The 14933-nt window shown below is 44.2% G+C and carries 17 protein-coding genes; 4 read left to right on the top strand and 13 right to left on the bottom strand.

Going from position 1 to position 14933, the window contains the following annotated elements; genetic code table 11:
* Positions 1-6: 6 nt before the first annotated feature.
* The gene (locus IE070_RS02795; protein WP_189480250.1) at positions 7-402 is read right to left on the bottom strand and encodes an MAPEG family protein; all 396 of its coding nucleotides are present in this window, start codon (positions 400-402) and stop codon (positions 7-9) included.
* Positions 403-564: 162 nt separating this feature from the next.
* On the opposite strand from IE070_RS02795, the gene IE070_RS02790 reads away from it, so the two are divergent.
* Positions 565-1440 (top strand): phosphoribulokinase, encoded by an 876-nt coding sequence (locus tag IE070_RS02790; protein WP_189480248.1) that lies wholly within the window; start codon positions 565-567, stop codon positions 1438-1440.
* A gap of 51 nt (positions 1441-1491) precedes the next feature.
* On the opposite strand, the gene speD is transcribed toward IE070_RS02790, so the two are convergent.
* The 9 genes from speD to rpe all read right to left on the bottom strand — a co-directional run bounded on the left by speD (position 1492) and on the right by rpe (position 9956).
* Complete coding sequence (gene speD, locus IE070_RS02785; RefSeq protein ID WP_189480246.1) at positions 1492-2298, bottom strand: adenosylmethionine decarboxylase; 807 nt, start codon at positions 2296-2298, stop codon at positions 1492-1494.
* Positions 2299-2373: 75 nt separating this feature from the next.
* Positions 2374-2784: an OsmC family protein gene (locus tag IE070_RS02780; protein ID WP_189480750.1), complete on the bottom strand. Its 411-nt coding sequence runs from the start codon at positions 2782-2784 to the stop codon at positions 2374-2376.
* 196 nt (positions 2785-2980) lie between these two features.
* Positions 2981-3331: a DUF3802 family protein gene (locus tag IE070_RS02775; protein WP_189480244.1), complete on the bottom strand. Its 351-nt coding sequence runs from the start codon at positions 3329-3331 to the stop codon at positions 2981-2983.
* 146 nt (positions 3332-3477) lie between these two features.
* Entirely contained in the window at positions 3478-4947 is a 1470-nt protein-coding gene (astD, locus tag IE070_RS02770; protein ID WP_189480243.1) for a succinylglutamate-semialdehyde dehydrogenase, read from the bottom strand.
* A gap of 15 nt (positions 4948-4962) precedes the next feature.
* Positions 4963-5982, bottom strand: a complete 1020-nt coding sequence (gene astA / locus IE070_RS02765) for an arginine N-succinyltransferase (protein ID WP_189480241.1) — start codon at positions 5980-5982, stop codon at positions 4963-4965.
* 128 nt (positions 5983-6110) lie between these two features.
* Positions 6111-7328 carry an aspartate aminotransferase family protein gene (locus IE070_RS02760; RefSeq protein WP_189480239.1) on the bottom strand — a complete coding sequence of 406 codons (1218 nt, stop codon included), beginning with the start codon at positions 7326-7328 and terminating at the stop codon, positions 6111-6113.
* A gap of 256 nt (positions 7329-7584) precedes the next feature.
* Positions 7585-8169, bottom strand: a complete 585-nt coding sequence (locus IE070_RS02755; RefSeq protein ID WP_189480237.1) for an anthranilate synthase component II — start codon at positions 8167-8169, stop codon at positions 7585-7587.
* A 27-nt stretch (positions 8170-8196) separates the two neighbouring features.
* Positions 8197-9201 (bottom strand): tryptophan--tRNA ligase, encoded by a 1005-nt coding sequence (trpS, locus tag IE070_RS02750; RefSeq protein ID WP_189480235.1) that lies wholly within the window; start codon positions 9199-9201, stop codon positions 8197-8199.
* Positions 9202-9281: 80 nt separating this feature from the next.
* Positions 9282-9956, bottom strand: coding sequence for a ribulose-phosphate 3-epimerase (gene rpe, locus IE070_RS02745; protein WP_189480234.1), 675 nt, complete (start codon positions 9954-9956; stop codon positions 9282-9284).
* Between the two features lie 262 nt (positions 9957-10218).
* Between rpe and IE070_RS02740 the strand changes: the two genes are divergently transcribed.
* The 3 genes from IE070_RS02740 (at position 10219) to IE070_RS02730 (ending at position 11487) form a co-directional block, all read left to right on the top strand.
* Complete coding sequence (locus tag IE070_RS02740) at positions 10219-10902, top strand: TorF family putative porin (protein WP_189480232.1); 684 nt, start codon at positions 10219-10221, stop codon at positions 10900-10902.
* A 166-nt stretch (positions 10903-11068) separates the two neighbouring features.
* On the top strand, positions 11069-11281 hold the full coding sequence (locus IE070_RS02735) for a hypothetical protein (RefSeq protein ID WP_229796901.1): 213 nt from the start codon (positions 11069-11071) through the stop codon (positions 11279-11281).
* Positions 11282-11292: 11 nt separating this feature from the next.
* A complete protein-coding gene (locus tag IE070_RS02730; RefSeq protein ID WP_189480228.1) occupies positions 11293-11487 on the top strand; it encodes a DUF2970 domain-containing protein in 195 nt (64 codons plus the stop codon).
* A 96-nt stretch (positions 11488-11583) separates the two neighbouring features.
* Here IE070_RS02730 and IE070_RS02725 read toward each other — a convergent pair whose 3' ends face one another.
* The 3 genes from IE070_RS02725 to aroB are packed head-to-tail and all read right to left on the bottom strand — an operon-like array spanning position 11584 to position 14933.
* A complete protein-coding gene (locus IE070_RS02725; protein ID WP_189480227.1) occupies positions 11584-12411 on the bottom strand; it encodes a Dam family site-specific DNA-(adenine-N6)-methyltransferase in 828 nt (275 codons plus the stop codon).
* Positions 12412-13878, bottom strand: a complete 1467-nt coding sequence (locus IE070_RS02720; RefSeq protein ID WP_189480225.1) for an SPOR domain-containing protein — start codon at positions 13876-13878, stop codon at positions 12412-12414.
* Entirely contained in the window at positions 13878-14933 is a 1056-nt protein-coding gene (aroB, locus tag IE070_RS02715; protein ID WP_189480222.1) for a 3-dehydroquinate synthase, read from the bottom strand. Before aroB ends, IE070_RS02720 begins: the two co-directional genes overlap by 1 nt.

Here is a 14933-nt window from a genome sequence, read left to right as displayed (position 1 = left end):
TCAAACTTAGCCTATCGTGTTTAATGCCATCAGCATCATACTGATGGCTGCGGCCATAGAGCCGAGCCAAATTAAACTGCGTGCTGTTGCCCAATTTAACCAATAACATACAAGATAAGCCACTCGACATAAAACAAAACTCCACGCTGCAATCACCATCGCTGGACTCACACTCGTAGCAGCGATAACGCATACACAGGCCGCGACATACACCAATAAGGCTTCGAAACTGTTGTAATGCGCCGCATTACAACGCTGGCCAAAATCTGTGAGTGCCGCCTGCTGCCGGCGAGGATAATGGTTATCATATCCACCAGCACGGTGCATTGCCCAGACCAACGGCATTTTTGCTAAAAACGGTAATAATGAAACAATAACCAGTGTCAGCAAAATGTCTGACATAAATGACTCCTTACTTGCGGTAATATTATTTTAATGAGTGTTCTCACTATATCTTGTAGTTGTACTAACGCACGACGAATAAGATCATACTTATGGATAATAGTTGCACCTTGGCAAGGTATTCCGATAAGGTATTAAAAGTTCACGTTATAGGCTGACGTTATGTCTACTAAAAATCCAATTATTGCGGTAACCGGTTCATCGGGTGCCGGCACCACCACCACCACGAATGCCTTTAAGCATATTTTTCGTACCTTGGGGATTGATGCCGCTTTCGTTGAGGGGGATTGCTTTCACCGTTTTAGCCGGCCAGAAATGGATTTGGCTATTCGAAAAGCCAAAGAGGAAGGTCGTTATATTAGTTATTTTGGCCCTGAAGCCAACGATTTTGGCGCACTAGAAAACTTTTTTGCTAGTTATGCCGAAACGGGGACCGGACGGATCCGTCAATATTTGCATACCTTTGATGAAGCCGTCCCCTACAATCAACTACCTGGTACTTTTACGCCCTGGCAAGAAATTCGTCCTAATACCGATTTATTGTTCTACGAAGGATTACATGGCGCGGCAGTCACCGAACAGCACAATGTGGCGCAACATGTTGATTTATTGATTGGGATGGTGCCGATAGTTAACCTAGAGTGGATCCAAAAAATTATTCGCGATACCTCAGAGCGTGGGCATAGCCGTGAGGCTGTGCAAGCCAGTATTGTTCGCAGTATGGAAGATTACTTTAATCATATCACGCCGCAATTTTCTCGCACCCATATCAATTTTCAACGGGTGCCTACCGTTGACACCTCAAATCCCTTTAGCGCCAAAGATATCCCCTCATTGGATGAAAGCTTTGTTGTTATCCGTTTTAGGGGCATAAAACATGTGGATTTTCCCTACTATTTACAAATGATTGATGGTGCTTTTATGTCGCGCGTTAATACGCTCGTGGTACCTGGAGGTAAAATGGGTTTAGCCATGGAACTTATTTTAACGCCCTTAATTGAAGCCTTAGTGCAGAAACGCTTACACGCTAGATGTTAAATCGCAGGTAAAAAAATAGGCCCGAGCAGGCCTATTTTTTTACAAAACAACTTATTTGATTTCTGGCAAATTGCGACCGTAAAAAATCTCACGAATTTCGCGAAACACTTTCTTACTTACCAATTTTTGCTCTTCAGCGGCCATCGTGTCTGTTCCCATTCCAAACAGGTAATTATTTAAATCACCTTCCTTTAGCATCATTTTGGTGTGGAATAAGTTTTCTTGGTAAACGTTAACATCGATCATCTGAAACGCTTTCTTGGTATCATCGTCCATAAAGTTTTGAATCGATGAAATAGGATGATCAATATAGTGCTTGGTACCATTCACATCGCGAGTAAAACCACGCACGCGATAATCAATGGTCACGACATCAGATTCAAAACTATGAATCAGGTAATTCAGCGCTTTTAACGGCGAAATAATACCGCAGGTCGATACTTCAATATCGGCACGAAAGGTACAAATACCATCGTGTGGATGCACTTCAGGATAGGTATGCACACAAATATGGCTTTTATCTAAATGTGCAACTACTGCCTCGGGCAAGGGACCTGGATTTTCAGTATTATCGGGATCCACTATCACCGGTTCTTCACTGACCAAAATCGTCACACTGGCGCCTTGAGGATCGTAATCTTGACGAGCAATATTCAGCACATTGGCGCCAATAATATCCACTACTTCGGTCAAAATATCCGTAAGACGATCAGCATTGTATTGCTCATCAATATACTCAATATATTCCTGACGATGTTGCTCTGTTTTAGCATAACAAATATCGTAAATACTAAAACTGAGGCTTTTAGTCAGGTTATTAAAACCATGTAGTTTCAGTTTTTCAAAAGGCTTAACCAATTTTTTTGCTCTCCGCTAACGACGCACACACACGCCGCAGTTAACTTTCAGCCCGACCTTGCAGACACACGAGGATCAATCAGCATCTTTAATGCTGAACGAATGCGTTACCTTGACACTCTGAGACAACATAATGGAAACAGAACAGTATTTTTCGGCCGACAAGTTAACAGCTCGCTCGACCTGCTTCTCACTCAGTTCCGAACCCGAAACAACAAAATGTAAGTGTAAACGCGTAAAGACTTTAGGAATGGTGTCAGCCCGCTCTGCTGATAACTCAACGTCGCAACCGACAATTTTCTGCCGCGCTTTTTGTAAAATGCCCACAACATCTACCGATGAACAGGCACCAGCAGACATTAACAACATTTCCATCGGCGTTGGCGCAGTATTGCTGTCACGGTCGGCGTCAAAAACCACTGCGTGACCACTGCCTGAGCGCCCCATAAAGGTTAACCCATTAACCCAGCTTACTTTGGCTTCCATGATGCGATTCCAGCTTAAAAATAAGGCTGCATATTCTACGTAAAACATCTGTAAGTCGCCAGTAAAATCGCCGCTTGGTTTAACAAGGCTAACCTACTGGGCAACCATAACAGGAGACAGAGAACAGCAAGACTTAGAAAAAAGCGAAAAAAGAGCGAAAAAACTATTAATTATAAGAGTGGTAATAGATATGCAGTTAATCAAACAATGCTGCAATGGCGTTATCGAACAGATTTTTTACCAACATAGCAATTTCAGTAATCAGTTCAAGTTGATGTTCCGTGGCGGGTTTTTCTAAAACAGAGGCCAATATTTCTTGTAGATCATACATAATGCCATCGATTTCACGAATAATTAATGAACGATGATTCATTTCTAAATCGCTATGCTGGGTACAAAGCGTAATGATTTGCTCAGCAATCTTTTCTTCAAGCAATACCCCAATTGTTTTACTTGGCGTAGCGATCGGTCCCTGAGCAGTAAATAACGTTAAATGTTCAGTCAGAAACTGGATCAGGTGTTCGTAACCGGGTTTATCAATGACCATAAATAACCTGCTCAAAAAGTGCTACGTAAATGGCGTTAACCATATTACAACAGTGAATAGCTAACAGGGATTATTTAAGCAAAATATTTTGCAGAAAACAAATCGGCGCGGGAGCGCCGATCAGATAAACAGTAAACCTAATGTCCTTAAAACGTCAGGCCTGGAGATAACTGCTCAGGTAAAACAACTTGCTCAAGCTCCACCGACGCAACCGGATAAGCGCAGTAGTCTGCTGCATAATAAGCACTGGCGCGATGGTTACCACTTTTACCAATACCCCCAAACGGCGCGGCCGAACTTGCCCCAGTAATGGGACGATTCCAATTTACAATACCCGCTCGGATCCGCTTATAAAAATGCTGATACAACTCATGGCTATCACTCAGCAAGCCTGCCGACAAACCAAAGCTAGTTTGGTTAGCCGCATCAATTGCCTGATCAAAATCGGTATAGCGGAAGACTTTCAATAAGGGGCCAAAGTGCTCTTCATCTGGAAAATCCGTTATGGCAGTGCAATCAATAATACCTGGTGTCACAATAGCTTTATCAGCATGTGGCTGCGTTAACTCAAGTAATACTTTACCCCCTAAGGCGATCAATTGTTGTTGTGCTGCTAACATACCTTTGGCTGCGGCTTGTGAAATCATTGATCCCATAAAGGGTTGTGGCTGAGCATCATACTCGCCGACAACGATAGCCTCACTGACCTGCAGCAACCTGGCTAATATCGCATCACCTTGTGCATCAGCAGGTAAATATAATTTACGGGCACACGTACAGCGCTGTCCTGATGTAATGAATGCAGATTGAATAATATCATGCACCGCAGCATCAATCTGGGTAACGTCTTTAACCAATAGAGGATTATTACCACCCATTTCCAGCGCGAGAATTTTCTCTGGCCGACCCGCAAATTGTTGATGTAAATAATGTCCGGTACGTGAACTGCCCGTAAAGAATAAGCCATCGATACCGTTATCACTGGCCAGAGCTTTACCTGTGTCAACTTCACCCTGTACCAAATTAATCACCCCCGCAGGGATACCCGCTTGTTGCCACAATTTAACGGTAAACTCTGCCACCTTCGGCGTTAACTCAGACGGCTTAAAAACAACAGTATTCCCTGCCAATAAAGCAGGTACAATATGACCATTGGGTAAATGGCCTGGGAAATTATAAGGGCCAAATACCGCCACTACACCATGTGGTTTATGCCGTAAAAACGCACGCCCTTGTGGCATAGGGTTTTCTTTTACGCCAGTACGCTCTTCATAAGCACGCACTGAAATATCAATTTTACCAATCATGGCTGCCACTTCAGTACGGCTTTCCCACATGGCTTTGCCGGTATCCTCAGCGATACATGCCGCAAATACCTCTTTTTGACTGCTGAGCTGTTCGGCAAATTTTTTAACGTAGGCCACACGTTCATTAAAGCTTAAATCGCCCCAGGCTAATTGCGCTTGACGTGCAGCCGCTATGGCGTCCGCTACTTGCGCAGCACTGGCAGCTTGACCTTGCCAAATAATCTGATTCTTTGCAGGATCTAAAGATTGAAAAGCTTGGCCTGCGCCAGCTAACCACTGACCATTAATAAATTGCACTGCTTGGCTCATCTGTCACTCCTGTTTTTAAATTTTACTTATTCTTACCCAATCGCCCGCGCGAAGATCTAGCGCATTCGCTAACGCAGTGGGTAGGGTGATATGATTACTGTTTGCTGTAGGCGCTAACATGGCCCAACTGGCACGAAAGCCGGTCAGCGAGGTATTACTGATAAGATAAGGTTCAGCAGCGGCACCAACAGTACCTAATTCCACTTGTAAACGTTGGCTTTCGCGAATGGTTCGAATATGTGAAGTGCGCGCTTCTACCGTTGGGCCTGCATCAAAAATATCTACATACCCGCGACATGAAAATCCTTCAGACTCGAGTAATGCCAAAGCCGGTCGAGTTTGTTCATGTACCTTGCCAATGACTTGCTGGGCAACAGGGCTTAATAAACTGACGTATATGGGGTATTTAGGCATTAATTCTGCGATAAATTCTTTTTGCCCAATCCCAGTAAGATAATCTGCGGTAGGAAAATCAACCGAAAAAAAGTGTTCTTGTAACCATTGCCAAAAGGGGGAATTGCCTTGTGCATCCGACACACCACGTAGCTCAGCAATGATTTTATCCGAAAACCGTGCGGCAAATTCGGCCAAAAACAAAAAACGCATTTTTGACAGTAAGCGGCCATTATGCTTTTGCCTAAACTGGGGGCGCAAAAATAAGGTACACAGTTCGCTTACCCCAGTGTAATCGTTGCATAGGGTAAGAATATCAACCGTTTTATACACGCCTAAAGAACGAGAACTGTGCACCACTTTACCCAAGTGATAATGATAAAACGCATCATCTAACCCTACCGCGGCTTCAAGGGCACTAGTGCCACAAACTTGGCCGGTGCTAGTATCTTCTAGAACGAATAAATACCCCTCATCACCCGGTGTATTAGTGGCTTTGGTAAACGAAGCTTCTGAGCGGCTAATCTTTCGCATTAGCAACTCTTCATTTACCGGCAAGGACGTAAAACCATGCCCAGATTCTACTGCCATCTGATACAGCGCCGGGTAATCATTCGCTCTAATCGGGCGAATTATCATCATCGTCGCTTACTCCATTTTTGCTTTATTATGTTGCAGGTGATTACACTCACCTGCTAGCTTCATTCATGTTACTTGGGGTAGCTCGCTACCCCAGCCAACGGTCTTAGTGCCGTTTTCTGGCGTTTAAATTAACTATTAACGACTTGCTTAACCGCGGCATCGAAGCGTTTCATTCCTTCACGAATCTCTTCTTCCGTGATCACTAACGAGGGCGCAAAACGTACCACATCAACCCCAGCGACTAACGCGAATAAACCGTGATCAGCCGCGGCTAAGAAAAACTCACGTGAACGGCCTTTATATTGCTCGTTTAATACAGCGCCTAGTAGCATACCTTTGCCTCGAACTTCAGCAAATACATGGTACTTGTCGTTGATCGCCTGTAAGCACTCTCTGAAAATATGCTCGTTTTTAATCACGCCGTTTAACACCTCAGGCGTATTAATGGTGTCAATGGCCGCTTCTGCAACAGCACAAGCAAGGGGATTCCCTCCATAAGTACTACCATGGGTGCCCACTTTTAAATGTGCAGCAATAGCGGTTGTTGTCAACATCGCACCCACTGGGAAACCACCCCCTAATGATTTTGCCGAGGTTAAAATGTCTGGCGTTACACCACAGTTCATGTAATCGAATAACTTGCCCGTACGACCAACACCGGTTTGTACTTCGTCAAACACTAACAAAGCATGGTGTTCATCACACAGTGCACGTAATCCTTGTAAAAACCCATAATCACCCGGAATAATGCCGCCTTCACCTTGAATAGGTTCTACCACAATGGCACAGGTTTTATCAGAAATTAACGCTTTAACACTGTCAAGATTGTTGTATTCGGCATGCAGCACAGCGCCAGGTTTAGGACCAAAACCATCTGAGTAGGATGCTTGACCGCCTACCGTAACAGTAAAAAAAGTGCGGCCATGGAAGCTTTTTGCAAACGAAATGATCTCGTTTTTGTGCTCACCATGGGTATCAAGCGCCCAGCGACGAGCCAATTTAAACGCCGCTTCGTTGGCTTCTGCACCCGAGTTACAGAAGTACACTTTTTCAGCAAAGGTGTGATCCACTAATTTTTGGGCTAAACGCAGAGCGGGTTCATTGGTCAGCACATTACTTAAATGCCATAACTTCTCGGCTTGGTCTTTAATTGCATTAACTAAAGCGGGATGACAATGCCCTAAACTGCTTACTGCAATTCCACCTGCAAAATCAATATATTCACGACCCTCTTGATCCCAAACACGTGAACCCTGCCCTTTTACTGGGATAAGTTTCGCAGGGGCGTAATTAGGCACCATGACTTCGTCAAACAGCGCTCTGGTTACCTGAGTTTCAGCAGTCATATAATTCTATCCTCTTAGTGCGGGCAGTAAGGTAAGGCGTACCACTATATGTGGTCATTTCCTGCATTATTACAGATTTAAACAGCCGTGTCTTGTGTTGAAAAGGCTCGCAAAGCCCTAAAAAATAAGGGCTGCAGATAGATTTGCAGCAGAAATGAATAGATAGCCGTTAAGACTACACCCATAAGTGAACACAGCAGGCCGCCAGTACAGAGCCCAACTGTGCTGGCAGAAAAACGCAGAAATTAAAAAAAGATTATTCAGTCAATGCTAAAAAATTTGCCAACATGGTCTGACCATGTTCAGTAAGGATGGCTTCAGGATGAAATTGCACACCATGTAGCTGCTGCTCAGCAACACTTAAGCCCATGATATCTTGCCAACCATCAGCAGCGGGCATGGTGGTAGCAGTGATCTTAACCTGCGCCGGCAACGAGTCCGCATCAACCACCAAAGAATGATACCGCGTAACACTTAATGGTGAAGGCAATCCTTTGAATACTGACGTTTGTTGATGTTGTATAAACGAGTTTTTGCCGTGCATAACTTGCCTTGCACGTACCACCTTGGCACCTAATACCTGTGCAATCGCTTGATGCCCTAAGCACACCCCTAAAATAGGCAATTTTCCAGCAAAGGCGTCGATCGCCGCAAGGCTAACACCCGCCTCAGAGGGTGTACCCGGCCCAGGAGAAATGACTAAGTATTGCGGCGCTAACTGCTTAATTTGCGCTACTGTTACATCATCATTTCGTTTAACTAATACCTGCTGGCCTAGTGCAGCAAAATACTGCACGAGGTTCCAGGTAAACGAATCGTAATTATCGATCATCAACAGCATTATGATGTCCCGATCGTCAGTGATAGATTAAGGTGCAACAAAACCCACTGCAGCGTTAACCTGTTGCAGGGTGTTAGCGGCGTGTTCACGGGCTTTAGCGGCGCCCGCACGTAATACATGTTGCATGAAAGCATGATCAGCACGAATTTCTTTAAACTTATGCTGTACCGGTTCCAATAACGTAATTACCGCATCAGCAACATCCGTTTTTAGATGACCATACATTTTGCCTTCGTACTCTGCGACCAGCGCGTCCACTGATTTACCGGTAACACCACTTAAAATATTTAATAAATTAGCTACGCCAGGTTTGTTTTCTTGATCAAAATAAACGCGTGGTGGATCTTCAGAGTCGGTGATCGCTTTTTTGAATTTTTTGCTGATCATTTTTGGATCTTCTAACAACCCCACAAAGTTCCATGGGTTTTCGTCAGACTTTGACATTTTCTTTAACGGCTCTTGCAAACTCATCACGCGCGCTGCCACCTCGGGGATAAAAGGCTCAGGAATCGTAAAAATATCACCATGCAGCGCATTAAACCGCGTGGCAACATCACGTGCTAATTCTAAATGCTGCTTTTGATCGTGACCAACCGGCACTTGATTCGCTTGGTATAACAAAATATCTGCCGCCATTAATACCGGGTATGTAAACAGCCCGGCATTAACATTATTATTATGCCGTTCAGATTTATCTTTAAATTGCGTCATGCGGCTTAATTCGCCAAACTGGGTATAACAATTTAATACCCATGCCAATTGACTGTGCTCTGGCACATGCGATTGCATAAAAACGGCAGAGCGTTCAGGATCAATGCCACACGCCAAATACAAGGCTAAACTGTCTAGCGAGGCACTGCGCAGCGCATCAGGCTCTTGGCGCACCGTAATCGCATGTAAATCGACGATGCAATACAAGCAATTATAATCATCTTGCATGCGATCCCACTGACGTAAGGCACCCAAATAGTTGCCAATGGTTAATTGTCCAGAAGGCTGGGCGCCACTCAGTACGATAGGTTTACGACTCATGCTGCTCTTTATCCTGTTGCTACTACACACTTAATTTGCTGTATTATACCTTTAACTGCTGTAAACGCAGCAAAAAGCCATTAATTGCTTATTTTAGCTAAATTAGCCCGCATGGCTTCAATCGTAGCGGCATAGTCTGGGCTATTAAATATAGCGGACCCAGCGACAAACATATCAGCACCGGCAGCGGCAATCTCCGCAATATTATCGACTGTTACGCCACCATCTATTTCTAAACGAATAGGTAAACCACTTTGCTTAATCAATTGCCGAGCTGCGGCCAGCTTATTTAAGGTTGCTGGGATAAAGGCTTGGCCACCAAAGCCCGGATTAACCGACATCAATAAAATAACGTCGACTTTGTCTAACACATAGTCTAAATAGCTTAATGGTGTGCCCGGATTAAACACTAATCCGGCCTGACAGCCATTTTCTTTAATCAGTTGCAAAGTTCTGTCAATATGCTTTGACGCTTCTGGATGGAAGGTAATGATACTTGCACCGGCTTTCGCAAATTGTGGTACCAATGCATCAACTGGCTCAACCATTAAATGCACATCAATGGGCGCGGTGATCCCGAATTTTCGAAGCGCCTGGCAAACCATCGGGCCGATGGTTAAATTTGGCACATAATGATTATCCATGACATCAAAGTGGACAACATCGGCACCAGCTGCTAACACCTTGGTTACCTCCTCACCTAAGCGAGCAAAATCGGCTGAAAGTATTGAAGGGGCAATCAAGTATGGCAACATAGCAAACTCCTCTTAAAAAGCATCACTTTACTGAATTATGCTCCACAATGCATCTTTTCGTAAGCTTATGCGTCAGTGAACGCAGGCCAAGACACCTAACATAATACTGCACAATAATCAGGCAGCTATGCACCATTAAGCGGCAGCCTAGCCGTCTAACCAAACAAGCATTAAAGCTAACACATTGTTTAAATTCAATATTGTTTAATGGCACACATCTTGGAAATAGCTATAGTGAATCCAAAATAAGGGGAACATAAAAATGACATTAATGAAAAAACTTTCGGTAGCAACCTATAGCAGTTTATTTGTCGCGCTGAGCGCTGCCAGTATGCAAACGCAAGCCGTAGAAGTCAGTGGCGATGTTACCTTTGTTTCAGACTATGCCTTCCGTGGTATTTCGCAAACAGATGAAGCGCCCGCATTACAAGGCGGATTAACGCTGGCTGCTGAATCCGGTTTGTACGTATCCGTATGGGGTTCAAGTGTCGATTTTGGTGGTCAAGGCACCTTAGAGTTAGACGTAATGTTAGGATGGAGCGGTGATATCGCTGAAGATTGGTCTGCCGATGTAGGTATCATGCGTTATGGCTATCCAAACACAGAATTCGAAGGCTCGAACTTCTGGGAACTTTATGGCTCTGTGTCATATAAGGATCTGACGTTAGGATTAGCATACAGTGATGATTATTATGGGAATACGGGTAACTATTACTACGTTTACGCCGGCTACAGCTTAGCTCTCAGTGAAAATTTTGGGCTAGATTTCCATATTGGCCAGAACGAATATAGTGATGATAGCTCTGCCAGCTATTTAGATTATGGTGTGACATTAAGTACCGAAGTGTTAGGCATTGGCTTATCATTAGCCTATATTGACACCGATATTAAAGAATGCACGCTATGCGACAGTCGCGTGGTGTTAGGTGTATCAAAAAGTTTTTAATTCCAAAAGAATTTAGCCATAACAAAGCTTAACCTGAGAGTAAAGTTTCCAGACACAGCGTACAAGAAATAATCAGCTTGTGTCTGGCAACAGAATCTATTATCATCATCAGGAAGCAATTAGGTTAACAGGAATTAACATGAAACTTACCAAAACAAGCAGATCGATGCTAATAGCATGCGGAGCTGTTCTTGCTTTTGCAGTTTGGCAAATGGATAGCCCTACTCCCTGTATTTCCGCGGAAAACGCATTGTGTATCGATGCGCAGCGCAGTTGGGTTAGCTGGTTATCTGGCGATAGTCGCTCAACACAATTTCACTTTGTCGATTTTTTAGAATTGGTTAGCCGAATGCTCCCTGCCAATACCCCAAAATCATAACTACCGCTTGCATGACCACTAAACAGACTACTATCTGGCAAGTGTTCAAAGCCGTTTTGGGTGCCTTTATCGGCGTTCAGTCTGAAAAACAACGTTTACACGATTTTCAAAGCCGCAGCGCAGTGCCTTTCATTATTACTGGGATTTTACTGGCAGCCGCGTTCGTCGGCATATTAATTCTTATCGTTTCTTTGGTTCTACGCTAACGCCCTATTCAATTACACCACATTGAATCATGCCTATTTACTGGCGAACACAGCATGGTTTAAAACACCTTTAGCTAATTATATTTACACTTTGGCTTATGTTTTCTTAGCGGCGTATACCGCAAATAACTCTGCTACCTTTCCTCGCCCATGGCCCTTTTGGCTGATAGAGCGCGCCACCTCAATACTCTGTAAACTCGCTTGTTGATATATTTTTCGTGTCCAAGTTGTATCGTGATTACTAATTAATACAGTAATACCTGAATGTTGCGCCTGTTCAGCAAGAATCGCCAATTGCGCTTGATCATCAAGACTAAAACCTTGTTGTGCATAACTGGTAAAACTAGCCGTTTTACTTAATGGTACATAAGGTGGATCGCAATACACTACTTGTCCGGGTTTTAATTGCTTAAAAACGTCTTGATAACTGGTACACGTAAATTCAGCTCGCTGAGACTTTTCCGCAAAAAAGTGTAATTCCGCCTCAGGAAAGTATGGCTTTTTGTAACTACCAAATGGCACATTAAATTTTCCGGATAAATTATATCGGCACAAACCATTATAACCATGCCGGTTTAAATACAAGAATAATAAAGCACGTTGATAAGGATCTGTCTCGTCGTTAAACTGCTGTCGTAACGACAAATAGCTGTTTCGCTCGTTGGCACTCGCAACAAAAAGGGTTCGCGCATCCGCAATATACTTGTCGGCGCCGTGTTGGACAATTTTGTACAACTCAATTAAATCGGCATTAATGTCATTCAGACGATAGGATGGATACTGTGTATTAAGAAATACCGATCCCGCACCTACAAAAGGCTCAACCAAACAGTCAGCCTCAGGCAAGTGCTGTTGCAGTTGAGTAACTAAATTGTATTTTCCTCCGGCCCACTTTAAGAAAGCACGACTTCGTTTCTGTACCACTTAATTACCTTGACTGGGTTCGGACAGCGTTAATTGTTGCCAGGCATTTATTTCTTGTTGAACTGCACCGACAGTTTTAATAAAAGGCCCACTGGCACTTAACGCCGAAGGCAGCTGTTGAATATGTTGCTTAGCAGCAGCATTATTAATAAAGGGACCACTAACAATAACCCATTGCTGGCGACCTTGCCATTGACGCTGATAGACCATCACCGGCAGCTTAGGATAATTACGGGTAAATCGCCGTAAAGCGTTTTCAGACGATAATACTGCAATTTGTACTAACAATTGTCTAGCTGGCAGCTGCAACAAGGTTTGATGATCATAGAGAGCGGCTTTTGGCGCTGATGCCCTTACCACCTTACCTTCCTCATTTGATGCGGTTACAGCCTTATTCTCTGTTGCCGGTGATATGGGATCACGAACCGGTTCGGCTTGGATTACCGCAGCGTCTGATGAAATCACAGCTGGTAAAAGATCGACAACTTCAGACAAACGTGGATCAATCTCAGGTTCGAGAACAGGTGCAACACTATCCACTGGAGGAATCACGGCAGCGGGCACCTCATTAACTGTCTTGTTATCTACAGTGATCTCTGAACGTTCATTCTGAGGTACTGATAAGACAACAGACGGTTCCGTACTTGATACGCTGGTGTCATTTGCGTTTTCGGTATTATCGGGTAAGGGCACTATCACTTGAGACGTATTGCGAGCAACATTCTCACCCGCATCTACAGGCTCAGTTGTGTCAGGTAAGAAACTGGCGATAATGACAATGAGAACTAGAGCTAAGCCAACAGCAAGGGCCCATATAGGAGGTTTAGTACTGGCGCTGGTGTGTTTGTGTGTCTGTGCCGCAGACGCGGTTCGAATAGGTACGTTATGTAGTAATTTATGCAAATTTTGCTGACTGTGCGCAAAGCGTTCTGCCAGCGCTAACGGATCTAATCCTTCAACTGCTAATAATTGTTCACAATCTGCCAAAGTAATTACGGGCAAGGCGAGATTAAGTTGCATATTACTGTCAGCACGACTGGTGAACATAAACACTCTTACGGGTAGCGTCAGTATCCAATCGTACTGAGTCGCCGTCAGGTGTTCAGGATCATCTGCAATCAATACTAGAGTTCTAGACTCGGCTACAGCCGTTAATTTGTGCAGCAATTGTGCTTTGGACAAATTAGGCTCAGCAAACCATTGCTTGGCTAACTGTGCTGTGAGTAACTCATCCGCCAGAGGGGCTTGCAGCATCGCTACATTAATCAGAATTTCATCACAATCGGAAAACAACTCAGCCAAACCTAATGCCAATGTTGTTTTGCCACTTCCTGCACCACCAACAATTGCAAGCCGAGTAAAATCATTAAAGGCTAATTGGAACAGTAAACGAGACAGCACATCACGCTGCGAAGGAAGCAGAAAGGTTGACGCTGCGAGTTGTTGTTGCAGGCCTCGGACTTTCATTACGCAAAAACTTGCTGTAACTCGTGCTCGGTAACGTCAGCAACCACCGCACTTTTGCCTAGCGCGGTAGGCAAGATAAAACGCATTTTGCCCGCTTTGACTTTTTTATCCGTTTTCATAAAAGGCAAAAAGTCATCAATATGCATGTTCGAAGGTGATGCCGTTGGCAAGTCAAACTGGGCGATCAGTTTTTCCGAAAAACTTAATTCCTCAGCCGTTATCCAGCCACGTTGTGCCGCAACTCGGGCTGCCATCACCATACCGACTGCCACCGCCTCACCGTGAAGCCATTCACCATATCCCATAAATGCTTCTATTGCATGACCAAAGGTATGCCCCAAATTAAGGAGTGCACGTTCACCTTGCTCAGTCTCATCTCGACTAACAATATCGGCTTTCATTTGACAGCAATGTTGAATCATATGCGCTAACGTTTCTGCATCTTGTTGCTTAATCGCTGCAGCATGTTGCAGTAACCATTGTGCAAAAGCTGCATCGCCCAACAAACCGTACTTAACGACTTCAGCCATGCCTGCGGCAAACTCACGCGGTGCGAGAGACGTTAAGACCTGGGTATTTATTACAACTTGTTCCGGTTGTTTGAAAGCACCAATCATGTTTTTACCCAGCGGATGGTTAACTGCCGTTTTCCCGCCCACTGACGAATCAACCTGAGATAATAAGGTGGTAGGTATTTGAATAAAACGTACCCCCCGTTGAAAACACGCCGCTACGAACCCCGTTATATCGCCAATAACACCACCACCTAAGGCAACTAACACCACATCACGCGACATTTTTTGCTCAAGCAAAAAAGACATAATCTGCTCAAAGGACGCTAAAGTTTTGTAAGCCTCGCCATCAGGCAATAAAAAGTGTTTAGGGCGTTGCTGAAAAAGCGCAGCAACAGGCTCAAGATACAACGCGGCAACATGGGGATTAGAAATAATAACTACCTGAGCAGCCGTAGCTAGCTCAGGTAATAACGCAGTGAAATTACTGGAAATATGGATAGGATAGCTGCGCTCGCCAAGTTGTACGTCAACTTTTTGCAT

Origin of the sequence: Alishewanella tabrizica (assembly GCF_014652375.1) — a bacterium.
Classification (GTDB): domain Bacteria; phylum Pseudomonadota; class Gammaproteobacteria; order Enterobacterales; family Alteromonadaceae; genus Alishewanella; species Alishewanella tabrizica.
Note: the sequence above shows the minus strand (reverse complement) of the source record. Positions and strands in the feature narration are given on the sequence as shown.

Coding starts and splice junctions, on each gene's coding strand:
- IE070_RS02795 (WP_189480250.1), bottom strand. CDS start 402: ATGTCAGACATTTTGCTGACACTGGTTATTGTTTCATTATTACCGTTT.
- IE070_RS02790 (WP_189480248.1), top strand. CDS start 565: ATGTCTACTAAAAATCCAATTATTGCGGTAACCGGTTCATCGGGTGCC.
- IE070_RS02780 (WP_189480750.1), bottom strand. CDS start 2,784: ATGGAAGCCAAAGTAAGCTGGGTTAATGGGTTAACCTTTATGGGGCGC.
- IE070_RS02775 (WP_189480244.1), bottom strand. CDS start 3,331: ATGGTCATTGATAAACCCGGTTACGAACACCTGATCCAGTTTCTGACT.
- astD (WP_189480243.1), bottom strand. CDS start 4,947: ATGAGCCAAGCAGTGCAATTTATTAATGGTCAGTGGTTAGCTGGCGCA.
- astA (WP_189480241.1), bottom strand. CDS start 5,982: ATGATGATAATTCGCCCGATTAGAGCGAATGATTACCCGGCGCTGTAT.
- IE070_RS02760 (WP_189480239.1), bottom strand. CDS start 7,328: ATGACTGCTGAAACTCAGGTAACCAGAGCGCTGTTTGACGAAGTCATG.
- IE070_RS02755 (WP_189480237.1), bottom strand. CDS start 8,169: ATGCTGTTGATGATCGATAATTACGATTCGTTTACCTGGAACCTCGTG.
- trpS (WP_189480235.1), bottom strand. CDS start 9,201: ATGAGTCGTAAACCTATCGTACTGAGTGGCGCCCAGCCTTCTGGACAA.
- rpe (WP_189480234.1), bottom strand. CDS start 9,956: ATGTTGCCATACTTGATTGCCCCTTCAATACTTTCAGCCGATTTTGCT.
- IE070_RS02740 (WP_189480232.1), top strand. CDS start 10,219: ATGACATTAATGAAAAAACTTTCGGTAGCAACCTATAGCAGTTTATTT.
- IE070_RS02735 (WP_229796901.1), top strand. CDS start 11,069: ATGCTAATAGCATGCGGAGCTGTTCTTGCTTTTGCAGTTTGGCAAATG.
- IE070_RS02730 (WP_189480228.1), top strand. CDS start 11,293: ATGACCACTAAACAGACTACTATCTGGCAAGTGTTCAAAGCCGTTTTG.
- IE070_RS02720 (WP_189480225.1), bottom strand. CDS start 13,878: ATGAAAGTCCGAGGCCTGCAACAACAACTCGCAGCGTCAACCTTTCTG.
- aroB (WP_189480222.1), bottom strand. CDS start 14,933: ATGCAAAAAGTTGACGTACAACTTGGCGAGCGCAGCTATCCTATCCAT.